Annotated in this window: 14 protein-coding genes; 7 read left to right on the top strand and 7 right to left on the bottom strand. The window is 58.8% G+C overall.

Features of this window, described 5'->3' with window-relative positions; all coding sequences use genetic code 11:
- Positions 1-53: 53 nt before the first annotated feature.
- The 3 genes from CKW18_RS00175 to CKW18_RS00165 are packed head-to-tail and all read left to right on the top strand — an operon-like array spanning position 54 to position 4860.
- On the top strand, positions 54-1019 hold the full coding sequence (locus tag CKW18_RS00175) for an HlyD family secretion protein (protein WP_095186893.1): 966 nt from the start codon (positions 54-56) through the stop codon (positions 1017-1019).
- Entirely contained in the window at positions 1016-3742 is a 2727-nt protein-coding gene (gene rbbA / locus CKW18_RS00170; protein ID WP_095186892.1) for a ribosome-associated ATPase/putative transporter RbbA, read from the top strand. Before CKW18_RS00175 ends, rbbA begins: the two co-directional genes overlap by 4 nt.
- Positions 3742-4860, top strand: coding sequence for an ABC transporter permease (locus CKW18_RS00165; RefSeq protein WP_095186891.1), 1119 nt, complete (start codon positions 3742-3744; stop codon positions 4858-4860). Before rbbA ends, CKW18_RS00165 begins: the two co-directional genes overlap by 1 nt.
- Positions 4861-4876: 16 nt before the next feature.
- Here the strand turns inward: CKW18_RS00165 and CKW18_RS00160 are convergent, their stop codons facing one another.
- The gene (locus CKW18_RS00160) at positions 4877-5284 is read right to left on the bottom strand and encodes a flagellar basal body-associated protein FliL (RefSeq protein WP_095186890.1); all 408 of its coding nucleotides are present in this window, start codon (positions 5282-5284) and stop codon (positions 4877-4879) included.
- A 150-nt stretch (positions 5285-5434) separates the two neighbouring features.
- Between CKW18_RS00160 and CKW18_RS00155 the strand changes: the two genes are divergently transcribed.
- The 3 genes from CKW18_RS00155 (at position 5435) to CKW18_RS00145 (ending at position 9145) form a co-directional block, all read left to right on the top strand.
- A complete protein-coding gene (locus CKW18_RS00155; protein ID WP_095186889.1) occupies positions 5435-6412 on the top strand; it encodes an NADPH:quinone oxidoreductase family protein in 978 nt (325 codons plus the stop codon).
- Positions 6413-6590: 178 nt separating this feature from the next.
- Complete coding sequence (locus CKW18_RS00150; RefSeq protein WP_095186888.1) at positions 6591-8876, top strand: S-type pyocin domain-containing protein; 2286 nt, start codon at positions 6591-6593, stop codon at positions 8874-8876.
- A complete protein-coding gene (locus CKW18_RS00145; RefSeq protein ID WP_095186887.1) occupies positions 8873-9145 on the top strand; it encodes a bacteriocin immunity protein in 273 nt (90 codons plus the stop codon). The genes CKW18_RS00150 and CKW18_RS00145 overlap by 4 nt, the downstream gene beginning before the upstream one ends.
- A 292-nt stretch (positions 9146-9437) precedes the next feature.
- Here CKW18_RS00145 and CKW18_RS31350 read toward each other — a convergent pair whose 3' ends face one another.
- The gene (locus CKW18_RS31350; protein WP_371857594.1) at positions 9438-9800 is read right to left on the bottom strand and encodes an energy transducer TonB; all 363 of its coding nucleotides are present in this window, start codon (positions 9798-9800) and stop codon (positions 9438-9440) included.
- Between the two features lie 176 nt (positions 9801-9976).
- The gene (locus CKW18_RS00135) at positions 9977-10606 is read right to left on the bottom strand and encodes a flagellar basal body-associated protein FliL (protein WP_095186886.1); all 630 of its coding nucleotides are present in this window, start codon (positions 10604-10606) and stop codon (positions 9977-9979) included.
- 227 nt (positions 10607-10833) lie between these two features.
- Here CKW18_RS00135 and glpT point away from each other — a divergent pair, with 227 nt between their 5' ends.
- The gene (gene glpT / locus CKW18_RS00130; RefSeq protein ID WP_095186885.1) at positions 10834-12183 is read left to right on the top strand and encodes a glycerol-3-phosphate transporter; all 1350 of its coding nucleotides are present in this window, start codon (positions 10834-10836) and stop codon (positions 12181-12183) included.
- Here the strand turns inward: glpT and CKW18_RS00125 are convergent.
- The 4 genes from CKW18_RS00125 to CKW18_RS00110 form a co-directional block, all read right to left on the bottom strand.
- Positions 12159-12827 (bottom strand): gamma-glutamylcyclotransferase, encoded by a 669-nt coding sequence (locus tag CKW18_RS00125; RefSeq protein WP_095186884.1) that lies wholly within the window; start codon positions 12825-12827, stop codon positions 12159-12161. The genes glpT and CKW18_RS00125 overlap by 25 nt on opposite strands.
- Before the next feature lie 198 nt (positions 12828-13025).
- The gene (locus CKW18_RS00120; protein WP_095186883.1) at positions 13026-13994 is read right to left on the bottom strand and encodes a CDP-6-deoxy-delta-3,4-glucoseen reductase; all 969 of its coding nucleotides are present in this window, start codon (positions 13992-13994) and stop codon (positions 13026-13028) included.
- Positions 13994-15460, bottom strand: a complete 1467-nt coding sequence (gene ubiD, locus CKW18_RS00115) for a 4-hydroxy-3-polyprenylbenzoate decarboxylase (protein ID WP_095186882.1) — start codon at positions 15458-15460, stop codon at positions 13994-13996. Before ubiD ends, CKW18_RS00120 begins: the two co-directional genes overlap by 1 nt.
- Before the next feature lie 69 nt (positions 15461-15529).
- Complete coding sequence (locus CKW18_RS00110) at positions 15530-17527, bottom strand: acyltransferase family protein (protein WP_095186881.1); 1998 nt, start codon at positions 17525-17527, stop codon at positions 15530-15532.
- Positions 17528-17547 lie beyond the last annotated feature (20 nt).

Here is a 17547-nt window from a genome sequence, read left to right as displayed (position 1 = left end):
ACTCGAACGCTTGAACCGTCAGACTGGACGCCACAGCCGCAGGATGCCCCCCCATGTCGACGCACAGCCGCTCTTCACTTTTATACGCCGGTTCGCTCCTGGTGTTACTCGCCGCCGCTGGCGGATTGGGTTACTGGATGTCGATCAGCAGCCGTCTGGTCGAAGGGCTGTCGATGGGCAACGGACGCCTTGAAGCCACCGAAGTGCAGATCGCCAGCAAAACACCCGGGCGCCTCGCCGAGGTGCTGGTCGATGAAGGCGACAAGGTCAGCAAAGGGCAACTGCTGGCGCGCATGGACACCCGCACCCTTGAAGCCCAGCGCAACCAGGCCGAAGCCGAAGTCTTGCGCACCCGGGAAAATCTCAATGCCGCCCAGGCCAATGTGCAATTGCGCCAGAGTGAACTATTGCTGGCCCAGCAGGAACTGGGCCGCTCGCAATCGCTGTTCAAGCACGGCTTCGTCAGCGCCCAGGTGATCGATCAATTGCAGTCACGTATCGGCACCGGTAACGCGGCCGTGGCGGCCGCCCGGGCACAAGTGTCCGCCGTCAGCGCGGCGATCGGCGCGGCACAGGCGCAGGTGGCGCAGCTGACCAGCGAAATCGACGACAGCCTGTTGCGCGCACCCATCGATGGCGTGATCCAGTTGCGCATGGCCGAACCCGGCGAAGTGCTGGGTGCCGGTGGCCGGGTATTGCTGTTGATCGACCCCAATGACCAGTACATGAACCTCTATCTGTCAGCCTCGGTGGCCGGGCGTCTGGCGGTAGGCGACGAGGCGCGAGTCCTGCTTGATGCTTTGCCCGATAAACCGCTGCCGGCAAAAATCAGCTTCGTCGCGGCCAAATCGCAGTTCACCCCCAAAGAGGTCGAGACCCGCGACGAGCGGCAAAAACTGGTGTTCCGCGTCAAGCTGCGCCTGCTGCAACCCAGCGCCGTACCACAAGCCAAGCCCGGCATGCCGGGGGCCGGTTATGTGCGGATTGCGCCTGTCGAATGGCCGGCCAATCTGCAATGAGCAGCCTCGCGGTTCAGGCGAAGGGTATCGCGCACCGCTACGGCAAGCAGCAAGCGCTGAGCGAGATCGCTTTCAGCCTGCCCGCCGGCACCCGCTGCGGGCTGATTGGCCCCGATGGCGCGGGCAAGTCCAGCCTGCTGGGGTTGATTGCCGGCGTGAAGACCCTGCAGCAAGGGCAACTGGACGTGCTGGGTGGCGCGATCCAGGATCGCCGTCATCGCGACACACTCTATGCGCGCATCGCCTTCATGCCACAGGGACTGGGCGGCAACCTGTACCCCGAACTGTCGATCCGCGAGAACATCCAGTTCTTTTCGACGCTGTTCGGCCTGTCAAAGGCTGAAAGCGAGCAACGGATGCACAACCTGCTGCTCGCCACGGATCTGCTGAAGTTCGCCGAGCGCCCCGCCGGCAAGTTGTCCGGCGGCATGAAGCAGAAACTGGGGCTGTGCTGCGCGCTGATCCATGAACCGGATCTGCTGATCCTCGATGAACCGACCACCGGCGTCGACCCGCTCTCGCGCCGCCGCTTCTGGGAGTTGATCGACGACGTGCGGCGCCAGCGCCCGCAACTGACGCTGCTGGTTGCCACGGCGTATATGGAGGAAGCCGAACAGTTCGAGCATTGCTTGATGCTCGACACCGGCAAGTTGATTGCCAGCGGCCTGAGCCGCGAGCTGGCGGCCATCACCCCCAGCGGCAAACTCGATGACGCCTTCACCCATTTCCAGGGGGACAGTCTTCACAACGCTCAACCGCTGGTGATTCCACCCCGCACCGGCAACAGCAGCGACATTGCCATCGAAGCCCACGACCTGACGCTGCGCTTCGGCGATTTCACCGCAGTGGATCACGTCAGTTTTGCCATCGGGCGCGGCGAGATTTTCGGCTTTCTCGGTTCCAACGGCTGCGGCAAAACCACCACCATGAAAGTCCTGACCGGGCTGATGCCAGCCAGCGAAGGCAGTGCGACGCTGCTGGGTAACCCGGTAAACGCCAAGGATCTGGCCACGCGCAAGCGGGTCGGTTTCATGTCGCAGAGTTTTTCGCTGTATGGCGAACTCAGTGTGCGGCAGAACCTTGAGCTGCACGCCCGACTGTTCGACTTACCCAAGGCCGAAAGCGCGCACCGGATCGATGCATTGATCCAGCGCTTCAACCTGCTCAGCGTCGCCGCTCAGCCTTCCGGTGCCCTGCCTCTCGGGCTGCGCCAACGCCTGTCGCTGGCAGTGGCGGTCTTGCATCGCCCGGAGGTGCTGATCCTTGATGAGCCGACTTCCGGCGTCGACCCGGCAGCCCGCGATGACTTCTGGCGGCTGTTGATCGAACTGTCCCGCGAACAAGGCGTGACGATTTTCCTCTCCACGCATTTCATGAACGAGGCCCAGCGCTGCGATCGCATCTCGCTGATGCACGCCGGCAAAGTGTTGGCGTGCGATACACCGGCGACGCTGCAACGCCAGTTCGCCGGAGAGACGCTGGAAGCGGCTTTCGTGACATGCCTGGAACAGGCTCAGGGCACTCAACAGGCAACTGCTGTGGCCGAGCCGCAGATGGCATCGCCGACTGCACCGACAACACCGGTGCCCCGTCACGGTTTCAGCCTCGGTCGCCTGTTGGCCGTGGCCAGTCGCGAAGGCAAGGAGCTGTTGCGCGACAAAGTGCGCATGGCGTTTGCCTTGGCCGGGGCGATTTTCATGATGGTGATTTTCGGCTACGGGATTTCCCTGGATGTGGAAAACCTCGCGTTCGCCGTGTACGACCAGGATCAGACGCCGCAGAGCCGGGCTTATCTGGAGGCCTTTCGCGGCTCGCGATACTTCGACGAACAGCCGGCCATTAATGACGCACAGGAACTGCACCGGCGCCTGCAGCGCTCGGAAATCAAACTGGCGCTGGAAATTCCCCCCGGATTCGGCCGCGATCTGTACGCCGGGCGCCAACCCGCCGTGGCGGCGTGGCTCGATGGCGGCATGCCGTTTCGCGCCGAAACCAGTCGCAACTATGTTGAAGCCGTCCATTTGGCCAATCTTCAACAGTTGGCCGAGCAGAGCAGCCCTGCACTGGCCCCCCCGGCGGCCGCCAGCCTGGAAACCCGTTTTCGCTACAACCAGGATGTCGTCAGCGTTAACGCCATCGGTCCTGGGGTCATGGCACTGATCCTCGCCTTCATTCCGGCGATGCTCACGGCGCTCGGCATCGTGCGCGAAAAGGAATTGGGCTCGATCACCAACTTCTACGCCACGCCCCTGACCCGCCTGGAGTTTCTGCTGGGTAAGCAGGCGCCTTACCTGCTGGTCAGTCTGATCAACCTTGCGCTGCTGGTGGCGATGAACCGCTGGCTGTTCGGCGTACCGTTCAAGGGCAGCCTGCTGACGCTGGCGTTCGGCGGTACGCTGTATGTGTTGGCGACCACCAGCATGGGCTTGCTGATCTCGGCCTTCACTCGTACGCAAATCGCCGCGATCCTCGGCACGATGATCATCACCAGCCTGCCAACCATCCAGTTCTCCGGACTGATCGTGCCGCGCTCCTCTTTGGAAGGCGCCGCAGCGGTGATGGGCATGCTGTTTCCGGCGGGGCACTTCCTCGACATTGCCGTAGGCACGTTCACCAAAGCGCTGGACGTGCGGCAGCTGTGGCCGCAGTGCCTGGCGCTGTTCGGGTTCTTTGTCGGGTTCACCGGGTTGAGCCTGGTCATGCTGAAAAAGCAGGAGGCCTGATGCACAAGTTCGCGCACATCCTGCGCCTGGGACTCAAGGAACTGACCAGCCTGCGCCATGACAGCGTGTTGCTGCTGTTCCTGTTCTACGCCTTCACCGTGGCGATCTATATGCCCGCCGCCGGCTCGGTGATCGGCGTGCACAACGCCAGCGTGGCGATCGTCGACGAAGACCACAGCGCCCTCTCCCGCCAGTTGGCCCAGGCCCTGCAACCGCCGGAGTTTCAGACGCCGGTGCTGTTGCCTTATGCGCAACTCGATCAGGTCATGGACAACGGCCAGTACACCTTCGTCATCAACATCCCGGCACGCTTTCAAACCGACCTGCTCGCTGCGCGGCAACCGGCTATTCAAGTCAACGTCGATGCCACGGCCATGAGCCAGGCGTTCATGGGGGCCGGCTATATCGGCCGGATCTTCCAACGTGAACTGCAGGACTATGCCGGCCAGGGCGATCCCGCGGCCAAAGCGCCCGTGCAACTGACTACCCGCGCCCTGTTCAACACCAATCTGGAGGGAGGCTGGTTTCTGGCGGTGATTCAGATCGTCAACAACATCACCATTCTGGCGATCATCCTCACTGGCACGGCCCTGCTGCGCGAACGCGAACACGGCACCCTCGACCATTTGCTGGTGCTGCCACTGACGGCGCTGGAAATCATGCTGGCGAAAATCTGGAGCAACCTGCTGGTGGTGGTGCTGTGCACCTGGCTGTCGCTGGAAGTGGTGGTCAAAGGCGCACTCGGGGTGCCACTGTCTGGCTCGATGAGCCTGTTTTTGCTGGTGACTGCGGTTTATCTGTTTGCCAGTACCGCGCTGGGGATTTTTCTGGCGACGCTGGCGCGCTCGACACCACAGTTCGGCCTGCTGGCGATCCCGGTGATCATCCCGATGCTGCTGCTGTCCGGCGGCAGCACGCCATTGGACAGCATGCCGCAGTGGCTGCAGTGGGTCATGCAGGGCTCGCCCTCCACGCACTTCGTCAGCCTCAGCGCCGCGATTCTGTTTCGCGACGCCGGGCTGAGCGTGGTCTGGCCGGACTTGCTGGCGCTGACGGCCATCGGCCTGCTGTTCTTTATCATCGCGCTGGCGCGCTTTCGCAAAAGCCTGGCGTCCTGAACAGCAACAAGCGTGCTTACTGAATGATCAGGTTGTTGAACAACAGATCTTCAACCACCGGCTTGCCGGTCTCGTCATTCATCACTTGCTGGGTCTGCTTCAAGGCTTCCTGACGCAGCTTTTCCTTGCCCTCGATGCTGCCCATCGCCTCGGTGGTCTGCTGGGTAAACAACGCCACCAGTTGATTGCGGATCAACGGCTCGTTGGCCTTGACCAGTTTGGTCGCCTCATCGCCCGTCACACGCAGCGCCACGTCGGCCTTGTAGACCTTCAGTTTCGGCGTGCCGTCCAACCCGTAATTGCCCACGAACGGCGGGCTCAGGGTGATGTAGTTGACCTTCGGCGCCTCGCCCTCTTTGGCTTCTTCGGCCTGCGCTGCCACAGGCAGAGACAGGGCCAGCAACAACATGATCCACGCTTTCACAATTCGCTCCTTATCCGGTTTGCGGCCTAGCATAACGACCCGCCGCGCAAGCACAAGCTTATGGCTGACTATCAGGGTCGGGCATGCTCGTTGACCCGTTGACTGACACACCTACACTTATCGGCCATCACTCCCAAAGGAATAGCCCTGATGAAAGCCGTGCTGTGCAAAGCCTTCGGCCCTGCCGAATCGCTGGTGCTGGAAGACGTCGCCAGTCCTGTCGCGAAGAAAAACGAAATCTTGCTGGACGTGCACGCCGCCGGGGTCAACTTCCCGGACACGCTGATCATCGAGGGCAAATACCAGTTCAAGCCGCCCTTCCCGTTCTCTCCGGGGGGAGAAGCGTCTGGTGTGGTCAGCGCCGTGGGCGAGAAAGTCAGCCATCTGAAAGTCGGCGACCGGGTCATGGCCCTGACCGGCTGGGGCAGCTTCGCCGAACAAGTCGCAGTGCCGGGCTATAACGTCCTGCCGATTCCGCCATCGATGGACTTCAACACTGCCGCCGCGTTCAGCATGACCTACGGCACCTCGATGCACGCGCTCAAGCAACGCGGCAACCTGCAACCGGGTGAAACCCTGCTGGTGCTCGGTGCCTCCGGCGGTGTCGGTCTGGCAGCCGTGGAAATCGGCAAAGCCATGGGCGCGCGGGTCATCGCCGCTGCCAGCAGCGCGGAAAAACTCGCCGTGGCCAAGGCGGCCGGCGCCGATGAGCTGATCAACTACAGCGAGTCCAGCCTCAAGGACGAAATCAAACGACTCACCGATGGCCAGGGCGCCGACGTGATCTACGATCCGGTTGGTGGCGACCTCTTTGATCAAGCCATCCGCGCCATCGCCTGGAACGGCCGCTTGCTGGTCGTCGGCTTCGCCAGCGGACGTATTCCCGAACTGCCGGTCAACCTCGCCCTGCTCAAAGGCGCAGCAGTGGTCGGCGTGTTCTGGGGCTCCTTCGCCCAGCGTGAACCGCAAGACAATGCAGCGAACTTCCAGCAATTGTTCGGCTGGTTTGCCGAAGGCAAGCTGAAACCGCTGGTGTCGCAGGTGTATCCGCTGAGCAATGCCGCGCAGGCGATCAATGATCTTGGGCAGCGCAAGGCTGTCGGGAAGGTTGTGGTGCAGGTGCGCTGAGTTTTTTGACGACGTTCAATACGCCAGAATCGCTGAGAATCGATTCTGGCGTTTTTTATTCCTACATTTACTGCTTCCCTTCAGTCACAACTTTCCAAGTTGTGGCGGTAACTATCTACCGCAATACCAAAAGAAAACTACGTTAGCTTGAGCACATACAGACACAAGGAGTAACTGTATGAGCAATCAAAGCTGGCGCCCCGGCCAGCCTCTTCCAATAGCCCTCACTGAAGTGAACCCGCATGAAAAACAAACTTATTCCGAGTTTGGCAATGGAGGAGGATATCGAGAAACAGGCACTTTCCGCCCCATTGATAATGCGGACCTCGCCATGGCGAACACTTTCAAACGCATGATGATAAATGCATTACCGACTCAATACGACAAAGTCCGCGACCACCTCGACGCTAAATATAAAAACACATTACAAACTATCGAAACGGACATTAAATCAGAGCTGATAGTTGCTGGGCACTCAAACGAAGGCATCGCAAAAACGATTCAAACGTTAAATCGAGACAAAGCCATCGTCACCCATTTCATCCAGAATAGATATGCACAACTGCTAGCAGTCCAGCAACAAGCCACTAATTTTTCAGGGGGTGAGCCGCTGACGTTAAACCACCAGGAACTTATAAACGTTACAACACGCCGCTTTGCAAAAGATCCAGCTCAATTTGAGAAATCGGCAGCCCACCAATTAAAAACATACGCAAACTCTGTCCAAGCGGCTTATAAGGCTCGACTGCTCACGACTGCTATCCAGATTTTGAACCACAGATCCAACAGCCTCGATGCCAATCTCGTGAGTCTGCAAGCTCAGGAGCGGGCGCGTGTTGCGGCGCAGCAAGAGGCTCAGCGACAAGCACAGATTGCAGCTCAGCAGGAAGCTCAGGCTGCGAGAGCAAAGGCTGAAGCTGAGCATGTGGCGAAAGTCGCGGCGCAGATTGCGCAAGCAAAGGCCGAAGCCGAGCATGCGGCCAAGGTCGCAGCACAGATCGCGCAAGCTGAACGGGATGCTAGAGAAGACGCACTGTGGGAAGCGAGACAAAAGGAAGCCAGGCAACGTAAAGCAGCACAACAAGCCAAGCGGAGAAGAAAACAGATCGTAGCTTCGATCGTTGCCACCGAGTTTGATTCGAAGCTGCGTCAATTCTCTCAGAACCAACCAGAGGGTATCGATGAGAAACTGCGTTGGATAAAAGACCACTATCAAGCGCTCTATGCCGGATACCTCGCAGTGTCCAAAGCGGAAAGAGAGGTCGGTGGCGGCTACAAAACTGCGGGAAGCGAAAAGCGTTGGAGCGTATTGAATAATGCTCAAGACGAAATCAAGGCGTTAACTCGCCAGAAATACAAAATTGATAAAGTACAAATACCCTTGATTGACGGCACAATTACTGCCGTTCGACCACTTGTCGTCACCGCAGACGGCTTGATTTCCGGGTATGAAGACTCACCTTTCTCACTCGCTAAAGCACTCGGTTCCCTGAATGACCTTCGCACAACCCTCACCAGTGGGCCAATCGGCGTCTTTCTAGCTTCAATTTTCTACACTCCGACACTTGGAAACGGCGAGCTACAGCGCAATCCCGTGGTAGTCACGATACCGCTGTCTCAGTTTTACCCAGAGCGTAAATACTCCCCATCTCGAACACCTGTTCTCCTCTACTGGCTGCGGCACCGCGTAGTGGCATCCGCCCGAGAAGGACACACACGACTTTATCTTGAGTCGCCCAAAAACAGCTTTGGCGTGATGGTCAGGCAAGCCCGTTTTGACCCCCAAACAAAACTTTACACGTTCACTACCGAAGGCTTGATCCCGATTACGCTGACCTGGACTCCTGATTCACCGCCAGGTGGTGAATTATTGAACAGCACCGACCTGCCGGCTACCGACCCCGGTATCCGAATTTATCCCGGAGCGAGAGTCACACTAATCGAGGGGCGAGTAGACGAACACCCCTCCTGCGACTTTGACAATCCTGATGATTACATCCTGGAGTTTCCGATAGAGTCGGGGATCGAATCCATCTACATGATGGCCACTCGCGGCGGCCCGCGTTATGAACCGGGTACGGTGGCAGGCACAGGGCAGGTGGTTGGCGAAAATTGGTTGGGTAGCGCGACACAACCAAGTGGCTCGCCGGTTCCTGCACAGATTGCGGATCAGTTGCGTGGTCAGGATTTCAGAAACTTTGATAGATTCAGGGAAAGTTTCTGGAAAGCGGTAGCTGTGGATGGATCGCTACGGCGGCAGTTTGGTAAGGTCGATTTAGAGCAGATGGCCAATGGCGCAGCACCTTATGCGGAGCCTTTGGACACCGTTGGCGGCAGAGAGAAAATTGAAATACACCACAAGCAACGAATCGCTGATGGCGGAGATGTATACGATCTGGAAAACCTGAGTATCCTAACGCCAAAGGCCCATATAGAACTGCATAAAAAAGGCACTCAACAATGAATCTAAAAGACAGGTTAGAGGATTACACAGAGGCAGAATTCTTAACTTTTTTAAAAGGTTTTTTCGAGAATGACAGTGGTCTTTCGGGCGAAGCCTATAGCGAATACTCCTCTAAGCGGATGCGGCATTTTGAGAAAGTAACAGAACATCCAAGGAAACGGCTTGTTTTAACTCGTCCAATAGGGCGCGAAGATAGTCCAGAAGGGGCGCTCGAAGAAATTAAAGAATGGCGCAAAGCAAACGGTAAACCTGGCTTTAAACCAGAGTAATACAATGAAACAGCGTCACAAACTGTGGCGCTGTTTAGTTTCAGATCAAAGCAACTCCCGAATCTCCAAGGGCAAAAAACTCATATATTTACGTGTCGGATTGTCCCGGCAGTTCCTGACAATTGCCGGGACTTTTCTGTTAATCTTCGCAATCATCGCCAAACGCTGTTCATCCGATAATTGATGCCTGGTGAGTGAATTTGAAAGATAGGCCCGCGTATACGCAAATACGCTTGAGTCGACCCAATCGAACTCACTCATATTTCGAAGGTTTTCGTTAACGGCCCGGCATTTAACTGTTTTCAGCCATTGGTTGATGAAGCGGGTGGTCTTCGAGGCGAAAAATCATTGGCGCGACGATTTCCTGCTCTTCAGGTTTATCCCCTTCAACCACCCAAGGTTTGAACCGCCACTGCGCTATCGCGACTCGAACCGCTTCGGCCAAGTCAGGGTGAGTGCTTTCCCGAATTCTGATGTCGCTGACCGAGCCATCCGCCCTGGCGATAAAACTGACCTTCACCTCCCCCGTGATGCCCGCCCGTTGCAGCATTCGAGGATAGACAGGTTTGGGATTGTTTTCCGGGATCAAAAACTTCTCGGAGGCCAGCGTAGAACCTACGAACACCAACAAAAGCCAAGCAAAAAACCAGCGCATGATCCCCCCTTCCTTAGTGATTCGCCCTTCCCGGCAACAGCACAAAGGTTACGGAACAATGGCTTTGAACTGAATGGCGCCGCTTCGCCTTTGGATGCAGGACATTTCCCAAACCGAGACGGAAACCAGTCAAAAGCACTGGGCGAATGTCCAGAGGTAACTTTTCTGACGGACTCTTAGCCACCGCTGGTGTCGGCCACATCACCCGGCAGCAGGTGCTCCTGAACCTTCTGACTGTGCGACTGGATCAGTCGCCCCTTGCCATCGAAACGCAGCACGATGAGCCAGTCATAGACGTTATCCGGCCACTTCTGCTGGCCGGTGAGCGCTGGGCCATCGCCACCGAACGCCGTGATCAGCTTGTTGATGTGACTGTGGTGCCAGGCGATCAGCACCGTTTGCGCCTGATTGCTCCTGCGCAGTGTTTTGACGACTTGCTGGAAGTCGCCATTGTCGTAGGGCTGCTCGATGGGCAAGCGCAGACGCTCGGCCAGCGGGGTCAGGGTCAACCGCGAACGAACACTCTCAGGGCTGTCGCCAGCGGCAATCAGGCGCTGGGGAGTGAGTGTCTGGCCCGCCAGCTTCAACGGGTCGAAATAATCGGCGTAGGCCACGGCACGCTGCTCTCCGCGGGCGTTGAGCTCTCTACCGACATCAGGCTTTTCCGCGTGGCGAATGATCAGCACGGTGACATTGCGCAATCCCTGCCCGGTATTGCTCTGCGCAACACTCAGCGCCATCACTGAAACGGTCAATACGATCGCCACCACCAATCTGGGCACCAACCTGCGAACTTTCAGGGTCATCATTCAACTCTGCGCAATCAGTCTGGACTAGTGGCCGCGAGTCTAAGTCACCCCCTGTTCATAAGTGTTGAAAACGCCCTGTTCTTACAGCTGAGCGACAGGTTCGTAAAAGAACACGCGAATTCCAACATTTTCCGCTATTTGGCCGATGAGAACCGGTGCTATTTTCGGTAACGAAACTGTAACATTCGCATCCGCAGTCAAAACAAGAAATTTGGAGCTCTTGAATGTTTGCTTTCTTTCGTCCTGCCACACATCAGGCTCCATTGCCTGAAGAAAAAATAGACAGCACTTATCGGCGCCTGCGTTGGCAGATCTTCGCCGGTATCTTCTTTGGCTACGCGGGTTACTACCTGCTGCGCAAAAACTTCTCCCTGGCCATGCCGTATCTGATCGACGAGGGATATACCCGCGGTCAGTTGGGCCTGGCAATGTCGGCAATCGCGATCGCTTATGGTTTGTCGAAGTTCTTGATGGGCCTGGTGTCCGATCGATCCAACCCGCGTTACTTCTTGCCGTTCGGCTTGCTGATTTCAGCGGGCGTGATGTTCGTTTTCGGCTTCGCGCCGTGGGCGACGTCCAGCGTGACGATGATGTTCATCCTGCTGTTCATCAACGGCTGGGCTCAGGGCATGGGCTGGCCGCCAAGCGGCCGGACCATGGTGCACTGGTGGTCGCAGAAGGAACGTGGCGGCGTGGTGTCGGTGTGGAACGTGGCGCATAACGTTGGCGGCGGCCTGATCGGCCCGTTGTTCCTGCTCGGTATGGGGCTGTTCAACGATTGGCACGCGGCCTTCTACGTGCCCGCGGCAGTGGCTTTGGGTGTGGCGGCGTTTGCTTTCATCACCATGCGCGACACCCCGCAGTCGGTTGGTCTGCCACCGATCGAGCAATACAAGAATGATTACCCGGAAGGCTACGACGCCAGCCACGAAGACGAATTCAGCGCCAAGGAGATTTTCGTCAAGTACGTGCTGCGCAACAAAATGCTCTGGTACGTCGCCATGGCGAACGTCTTCGTCTACCTGCTGCGTTATGGCGTACTGGACTGGGCTCCGACGTATCTGAAAGAAGCTAAACACTTCACCGTGGACACCACGTCGTGGGCGTACTTCTTCTACGAGTGGGCCGGTATTCCAGGCACGCTGCTGTGCGGCTGGATGTCGGACAAGCTCTTCCGTGGCAACCGTGGCCTGACCGGCATGGTGTTCATGGCGCTTGTCACCGTGGCGACGCTGGTCTACTGGCTCAACCCGCCTGGCAACCCGACCATCGACATGATCGCGCTGTTTTCCATCGGCTTTCTGATCTATGGGCCGGTCATGCTGACCGGCTTGCAGGCGCTGGAACTGGCTCCGAAGAAAGCCGCCGGCACTGCGGCAGGTTTCACCGGTCTGTTTGGTTATCTGGGTGGTTCGGTCGCAGCCAGTGCAGCGATGGGCTACACCGTGGACCATTTCGGTTGGGACGGTGGTTTCGTGCTGCTGGTGGGCGGCTGCATCATGGCAATGGTTTGCCTGGCTCCCACCTTGTGGCACAAGAAAGCCATCAGTCAGAGCCGCGAAGCCATCGCCTGATCGGCTTTTGATTGGCAGCGCTTGAGCCGCGCCTCCAGATTTCGATCTGGCATGGCGTGGCTACGCAGGGCGTGGGCGGTCTGCTCGACATAATCGCGAGTGGTGCCGTAACGCCCGCAGGCGCTTTCGAACACCTGGCTCAGCACATGATCCGGCAGGTTGCCGGCATAGCTGGGCAGGTGTCGCTCCAGAACAAATCCCAACGCCTGCACCTGAGTGCCATCTTCAAGCCGGCAGTTGAGCCAGTGCGGCCGATACGACGGCACCGGCATCTCGCGTTTCCACAGGGCATACAGCGCGCTATCGAGATTGTCTTCCGGTAACCGGTAGGCGAAGCCGCTGCACGAACCGCCACGATCCAGACCAAACACCAGCCCCGGCAATTCCGGCGTACCCCGGTGCTCGTGCGACCACAGGTACAAACCGCGATGGTAGCCATGCACACGTCCACGTACTCGCTCCACCGCCGAGCATTCCGGGCGCCAGATCAACGAACCGTAGGCAAACAGCCACACCGGCCCGCCCTTGTGGCGCGCCATGGTCGATTGCATGGAGGCGAGAAGTTGTTCGTGCGTCAGCTGCGGCCCAAGATCGAGCCGCGGAGGGTAATTCAAATTCAGAAAAGCGTTTTCAATGGCGCTCATGGCGAATAGCGTTCAGCTCCCCGCGGGTAAAGAATTACTTAATAGAACGCACCGCTGTAACAATAAGGCACATATGTTTTAAGGCAATTTAAGTGCCATGGCACAGTTCTTAATTTAATTGCCTGCTGGATATATAACCTACCGATATTTATGCCGTTACATAAATACCGATCGGCTATATAGAGAGTTATAACGAATTCAGGAACGGGGGGCGTAAGCGAATACATCCGCCCGCATTTGATGAGCATCCATCCCCGATTCCACCAGCGCGTCCAGCGTGCCGTAGACCATGGCCGGTGAACCGCTGGCGTAGACATGCAGGGGCTTGAGATCAGGGAAGTCTTCGCAGACCGCCTCGTGCAGCATCCCGCAACGCCCTTCCCAGCCGCATTGGTCGCTGACGACTTTGTGCAGGAACAGATTGGGCAGTTTCAACCATTCGTCCCAGTGTTCGATGTCATAGAAATCTTCGGGACGGCGCACCCCCCAATACAGATGCACCGGGTGTTTGAAGCCGTTGGCACGGCAATGCTCGATCAGGCTGTGAATCTGGCCCATACCGGTGCCGGCGGCGATCAGCACCAGCGGTCCGTCAGGCAATTCGGCAAGGTGGGTGTCGCCGAACGGCAGTTCGACGCGCACCATCGCGTTGCGTTGCAGCTGTTCGATCAGGCTCAACGCACTGGCTTCGCGCGCCAAAACATGGATTTCCAGGTCACGCCCACCGTGCGGGGCCGAGGCCATGGAGAACGCCGATTTTTCGCCGCTCTCGCGTTCGATCATCAAATACTGCCCGGCGTGATAGCGCGGCGGCTTGCCAGCCGGAGCACGCAAACGCACACGCCAGGTGTCGCCGCCGACGTCCCGGCATTCGATGACCTGACACGACAGGCTGCGCACCGGCAGTTCTCCCAACGCGAGCACGCCATCCCACAGCAGGATGCAGTCTTCCAGCGGCTCGGCTATGCAAGTGTAGAACTCGCCGTGGTCGCGCACCGTGCCGGCCTGCTCAACCCGGCCTTCCACCAGCAACGCCGCACACACGTGGCAGTTGCCATTGCGGCAGCTTTGCGGGCAGTCGTAGCCCAGGCGCCGCGCACCATCGAGAATCCGCTCACCGGGCTGTATCTCGAGCACCGCTCCGGAGGGCTGCAGGGTTACACGCATCAATCTATTCCTAACTGATTCCAGATGGCATCGATCCGCTGGGTGACGGCGTCGTCCTTGACGATCACGCGGCCCCACTCGCGAGTGGTTTCGCCCGGCCACTTGTGGGTGGCATCCAGGCCCATTTTCGACCCCAGGCCGGAGACCGGCGAGGCGAAGTCGAGGTAGTCGATCGGCGTGTTATCGATCATCACCGTGTCGCGCTTGGGGTCCATGCGCGTGGTGATGGCCCAGATCACGTCGTTCCAGTCGCGGGCGTTGATATCGTCGTCACAGACGATAACGAACTTGGTGTACATGAACTGTCGCAAAAACGACCAGACACCCAGCATCACGCGCTTGGCGTGCCCCGGATACGACTTTTTCATGGTCACGATGGCCATGCGATACGAGCAGCCTTCCGGCGGCAGGTAGAAGTCGGTGATCTCCGGGAACTGCTTCTGCAGAATCGGCACGAACACTTCGTTCAGCGCCACGCCGAGGATCGCCGGCTCATCCGGCGGACGGCCGGTGTAGGTGCTGTGGTAGATCGGTTTGATCCGATGGGTGATGCGCTCGACGGTGAACACCGGGAAGCTGTCGACTTCGTTGTAGTAACCGGTGTGGTCGCCGTACGGGCCTTCATCGGCCATTTCGCCCGGATGGATTACGCCTTCGAGGATGATCTCGGCGGTGGCCGGCACTTGCAGGTCGTTGCCGCGGCACTTCACCAGTTCGGTGCGGTTACCGCGCAAGAGACCGGCGAAAGCGTATTCGGAGAGGCTGTCCGGGACTGGCGTTACGGCGCCGAGGATGGTCGCCGGGTCGGCGCCGAGGGCTACAGAAACAGGGAACGGTTGACCCGGGTGCTTCTCGCACCACTCACGGAAGTCGAGCGCGCCGCCACGGTGGCTAAGCCAGCGCATGATCACCTTGTTGCGGCCGATCACTTGCTGGCGGTAGATACCGAGGTTCTGGCGGTCCTTGTTCGGGCCTTTGGTGACGGTCAGGCCCCAGGTGATCAGCGGGCCGACGTCGCCGGGCCAGCAGGTCTGCACGGGCAGCATGGCCAGGTCGACGTCGTCGCCTTCGATGACCACTTCCTGGCACACCGCGTCTTTGACGACTTTCGGCGCCATCGAGATGATCTTGCGGAAGATCGGCAGCTTCGACCACGCGTCTTTCAAGCCCTTCGGCGGCTCCGGCTCCTTGAGGAAGGCCAGCAGCTTGCCGATTTCGCGCAGTTCGCTGACCGACTCGGCGCCCATGCCCATCGCCACCCGCTCAGGGGTGCCGAACAGGTTACCGAGCACCGGGATGTCGTAGCCGGTCGGCTTCTCGAACAGCAGCGCGGGGCCCTTGGCCCGCAGCGTGCGGTCGCACACCTCGGTCATCTCCAGCACCGGCGAGACGGGAATCTGGATGCGTTTCAACTCTCCGCGCTGCTCAAGCTGCTGCACGAAATCCCGAAGATCCTTGAATTTCATTGACGATGGCACCCTCAAAATAGGCGTACATCCTACCTGCTATGCAGGCCTGTGGCAGCACGTCGCGGCTTACTTGGCTGCATTCGTCTGGCCTTTCCCAGAGTTTTGCCGGTCTTGCAGACCAATAAACAGGAGTTCGAGGATCGGCGCCACAAAACGCGCACCGACTTCCGAGAGGTGATTGTCGTCCGTGTAGAGCGAGTAGCCGCCCAGTTCAGCGCGGCAAAAACCGTTTTCATCACAGAGTTTCGGCGCCGGATCGACTACCCGCACCGCCGGGTCTTTGGCCAATTGCGCGAGCAACTGGCTAATGAAGACCTGACGCTTGTGGTGTTCGGCGACCGCCAATCCGACATCGTCGACCGGACGGTCAAGCATCGCCAGACGCGTCAGGCGATACGGCGGACTAAAGGTTTGCAGCGGCACCTCTTTCACCAACCACACGCGATGCCCGCCGGCACGCAGTTGCGCAACACGGGCGCGCAAGCCCTCGGCAAGACGCTGTTCGGCGGCAGCACGGTCGTATTGCCCGTCTGGCGTTCTCAATACATGGCCCAGATCACCTTTGACGTCGCCATACAGGTACAAACTCCAGCGCGCGACCAGCACCACATCGCTGACCGATTGCTCGCCAAGACCCGCCTCGACCCGCCGATTGAAGCGTGCACAGCGCGCATCATGTTCCAGACCTTCGACCGGTATGCAACCGGGAGAACTGGCGAGGATCACGCTGACGCCGTGGGCTTTGGCACCGTCATCGAACACCGGGATCAATGCTGTAGCGTGGCTGTCACCCCAGACCATTGCCTGGCGGGGCATTTTTTCCACGCCGTAATGGCAGAACAGTTTGTCGTCCGGTGTCTTGTCATCGGCCAGACATGCCATCAGCTCGGGACGCCACTCGCGGCCCTTGGCGTATTGCAGTGCCTGATCGGACAAGCGCCACGGCAAGCCATCGGTCCAGCGCAGGGTTTGTCCGGCCAGCGCCAGCACCAGCACACCCAAGGCCCCGGCCAGCAAAATCGGCCGACGACCGGCGAGCAGACGACGCTCGCGCAACGGCGTTTCGACGAATTTCCACGACAGATAACCCAGCACCAGCGTCAGCAGAATCAGCCCGGCACTGTCGAGCGCACTCGGCTCTTCGACGCGGGCGTAGCTGGAAAACACGAACACTGGCCAGTGCCACAGGTACCACGAATAAGAGATCAGGCCGAAACCGACCATGAGCCGACTGCTCAAAAATTGACCAACAACGGTCTCGCGATGGCCGTTGGCGAAAATCAGCAACACCACACCGAGCACCGGCAGCAGCGCCGCCGCACCGGGGAATGGCGTGGATTTGTTGTAGCCGAACACCGCGAGCAGGATCATTCCCATGCCGAGCAGGCTGAGCAGTTGCGCGGCCATCGGCTTCAAGCGCCAGGCCTGCTTGGGCGCGACCGCCAACATCGCGCCGGCCAGTAACTCCCAGGCACGCATTGGCAGCAGGAAGAATGCTTTTTCCGGGTGGTGACTGACTGCCCACACGCTCAGACCGAAAGACACCAGCAAGACGCCGAACAGCGCCATCCGCCAGTGTTTCAGGCGGCTCGACAACAATGTCAGCAGCAACGGGAAGATGATGTAGAACTGCTCTTCAACCGCCAGCGACCAGGTATGCAACATCGGTTTAAGATCAGACGCGACGTCAAAATAGCCGTCCTGGCGCATGAACAGGATGTTCGAGACGAACAGCACCTGGTAGCGCACCGAGCGGCCGAGCTCTTCGTAATCCTTCGGTGCCAGCAGGAACCAGCCCACCGCCAGCACCGCGATGATCATCACAAACAGCGCCGGCAGAATTCGCCGTGCACGCCGCGCCCAGAACTCGACGAAACTGAAACGGCCGGCCTGACGCTGGTTCCAGATGATCGAAGTGATGAGGTAGCCGGAGATCACGAAGAACACGTCCACGCCGACAAAACCGCCGGTGAACCCCGGGACACCGAAGTGGAACAGCACCACGGCAATGACCGCGACTGCTCGCAAGCCGTCGATATCCCTTCGATAAGCAAGTGTGCTCATAAATCGTTAGTGCCAAATCA

It is taken from the genome of Pseudomonas sp. Irchel 3E19 (assembly GCF_900187585.1).
Lineage (GTDB): Bacteria > Pseudomonadota > Gammaproteobacteria > Pseudomonadales > Pseudomonadaceae > Aquipseudomonas > Aquipseudomonas baetica.
The sequence above is the reverse complement of the archived record's forward strand: the minus strand, read 5'-3'. Positions and strand labels throughout refer to the sequence as shown.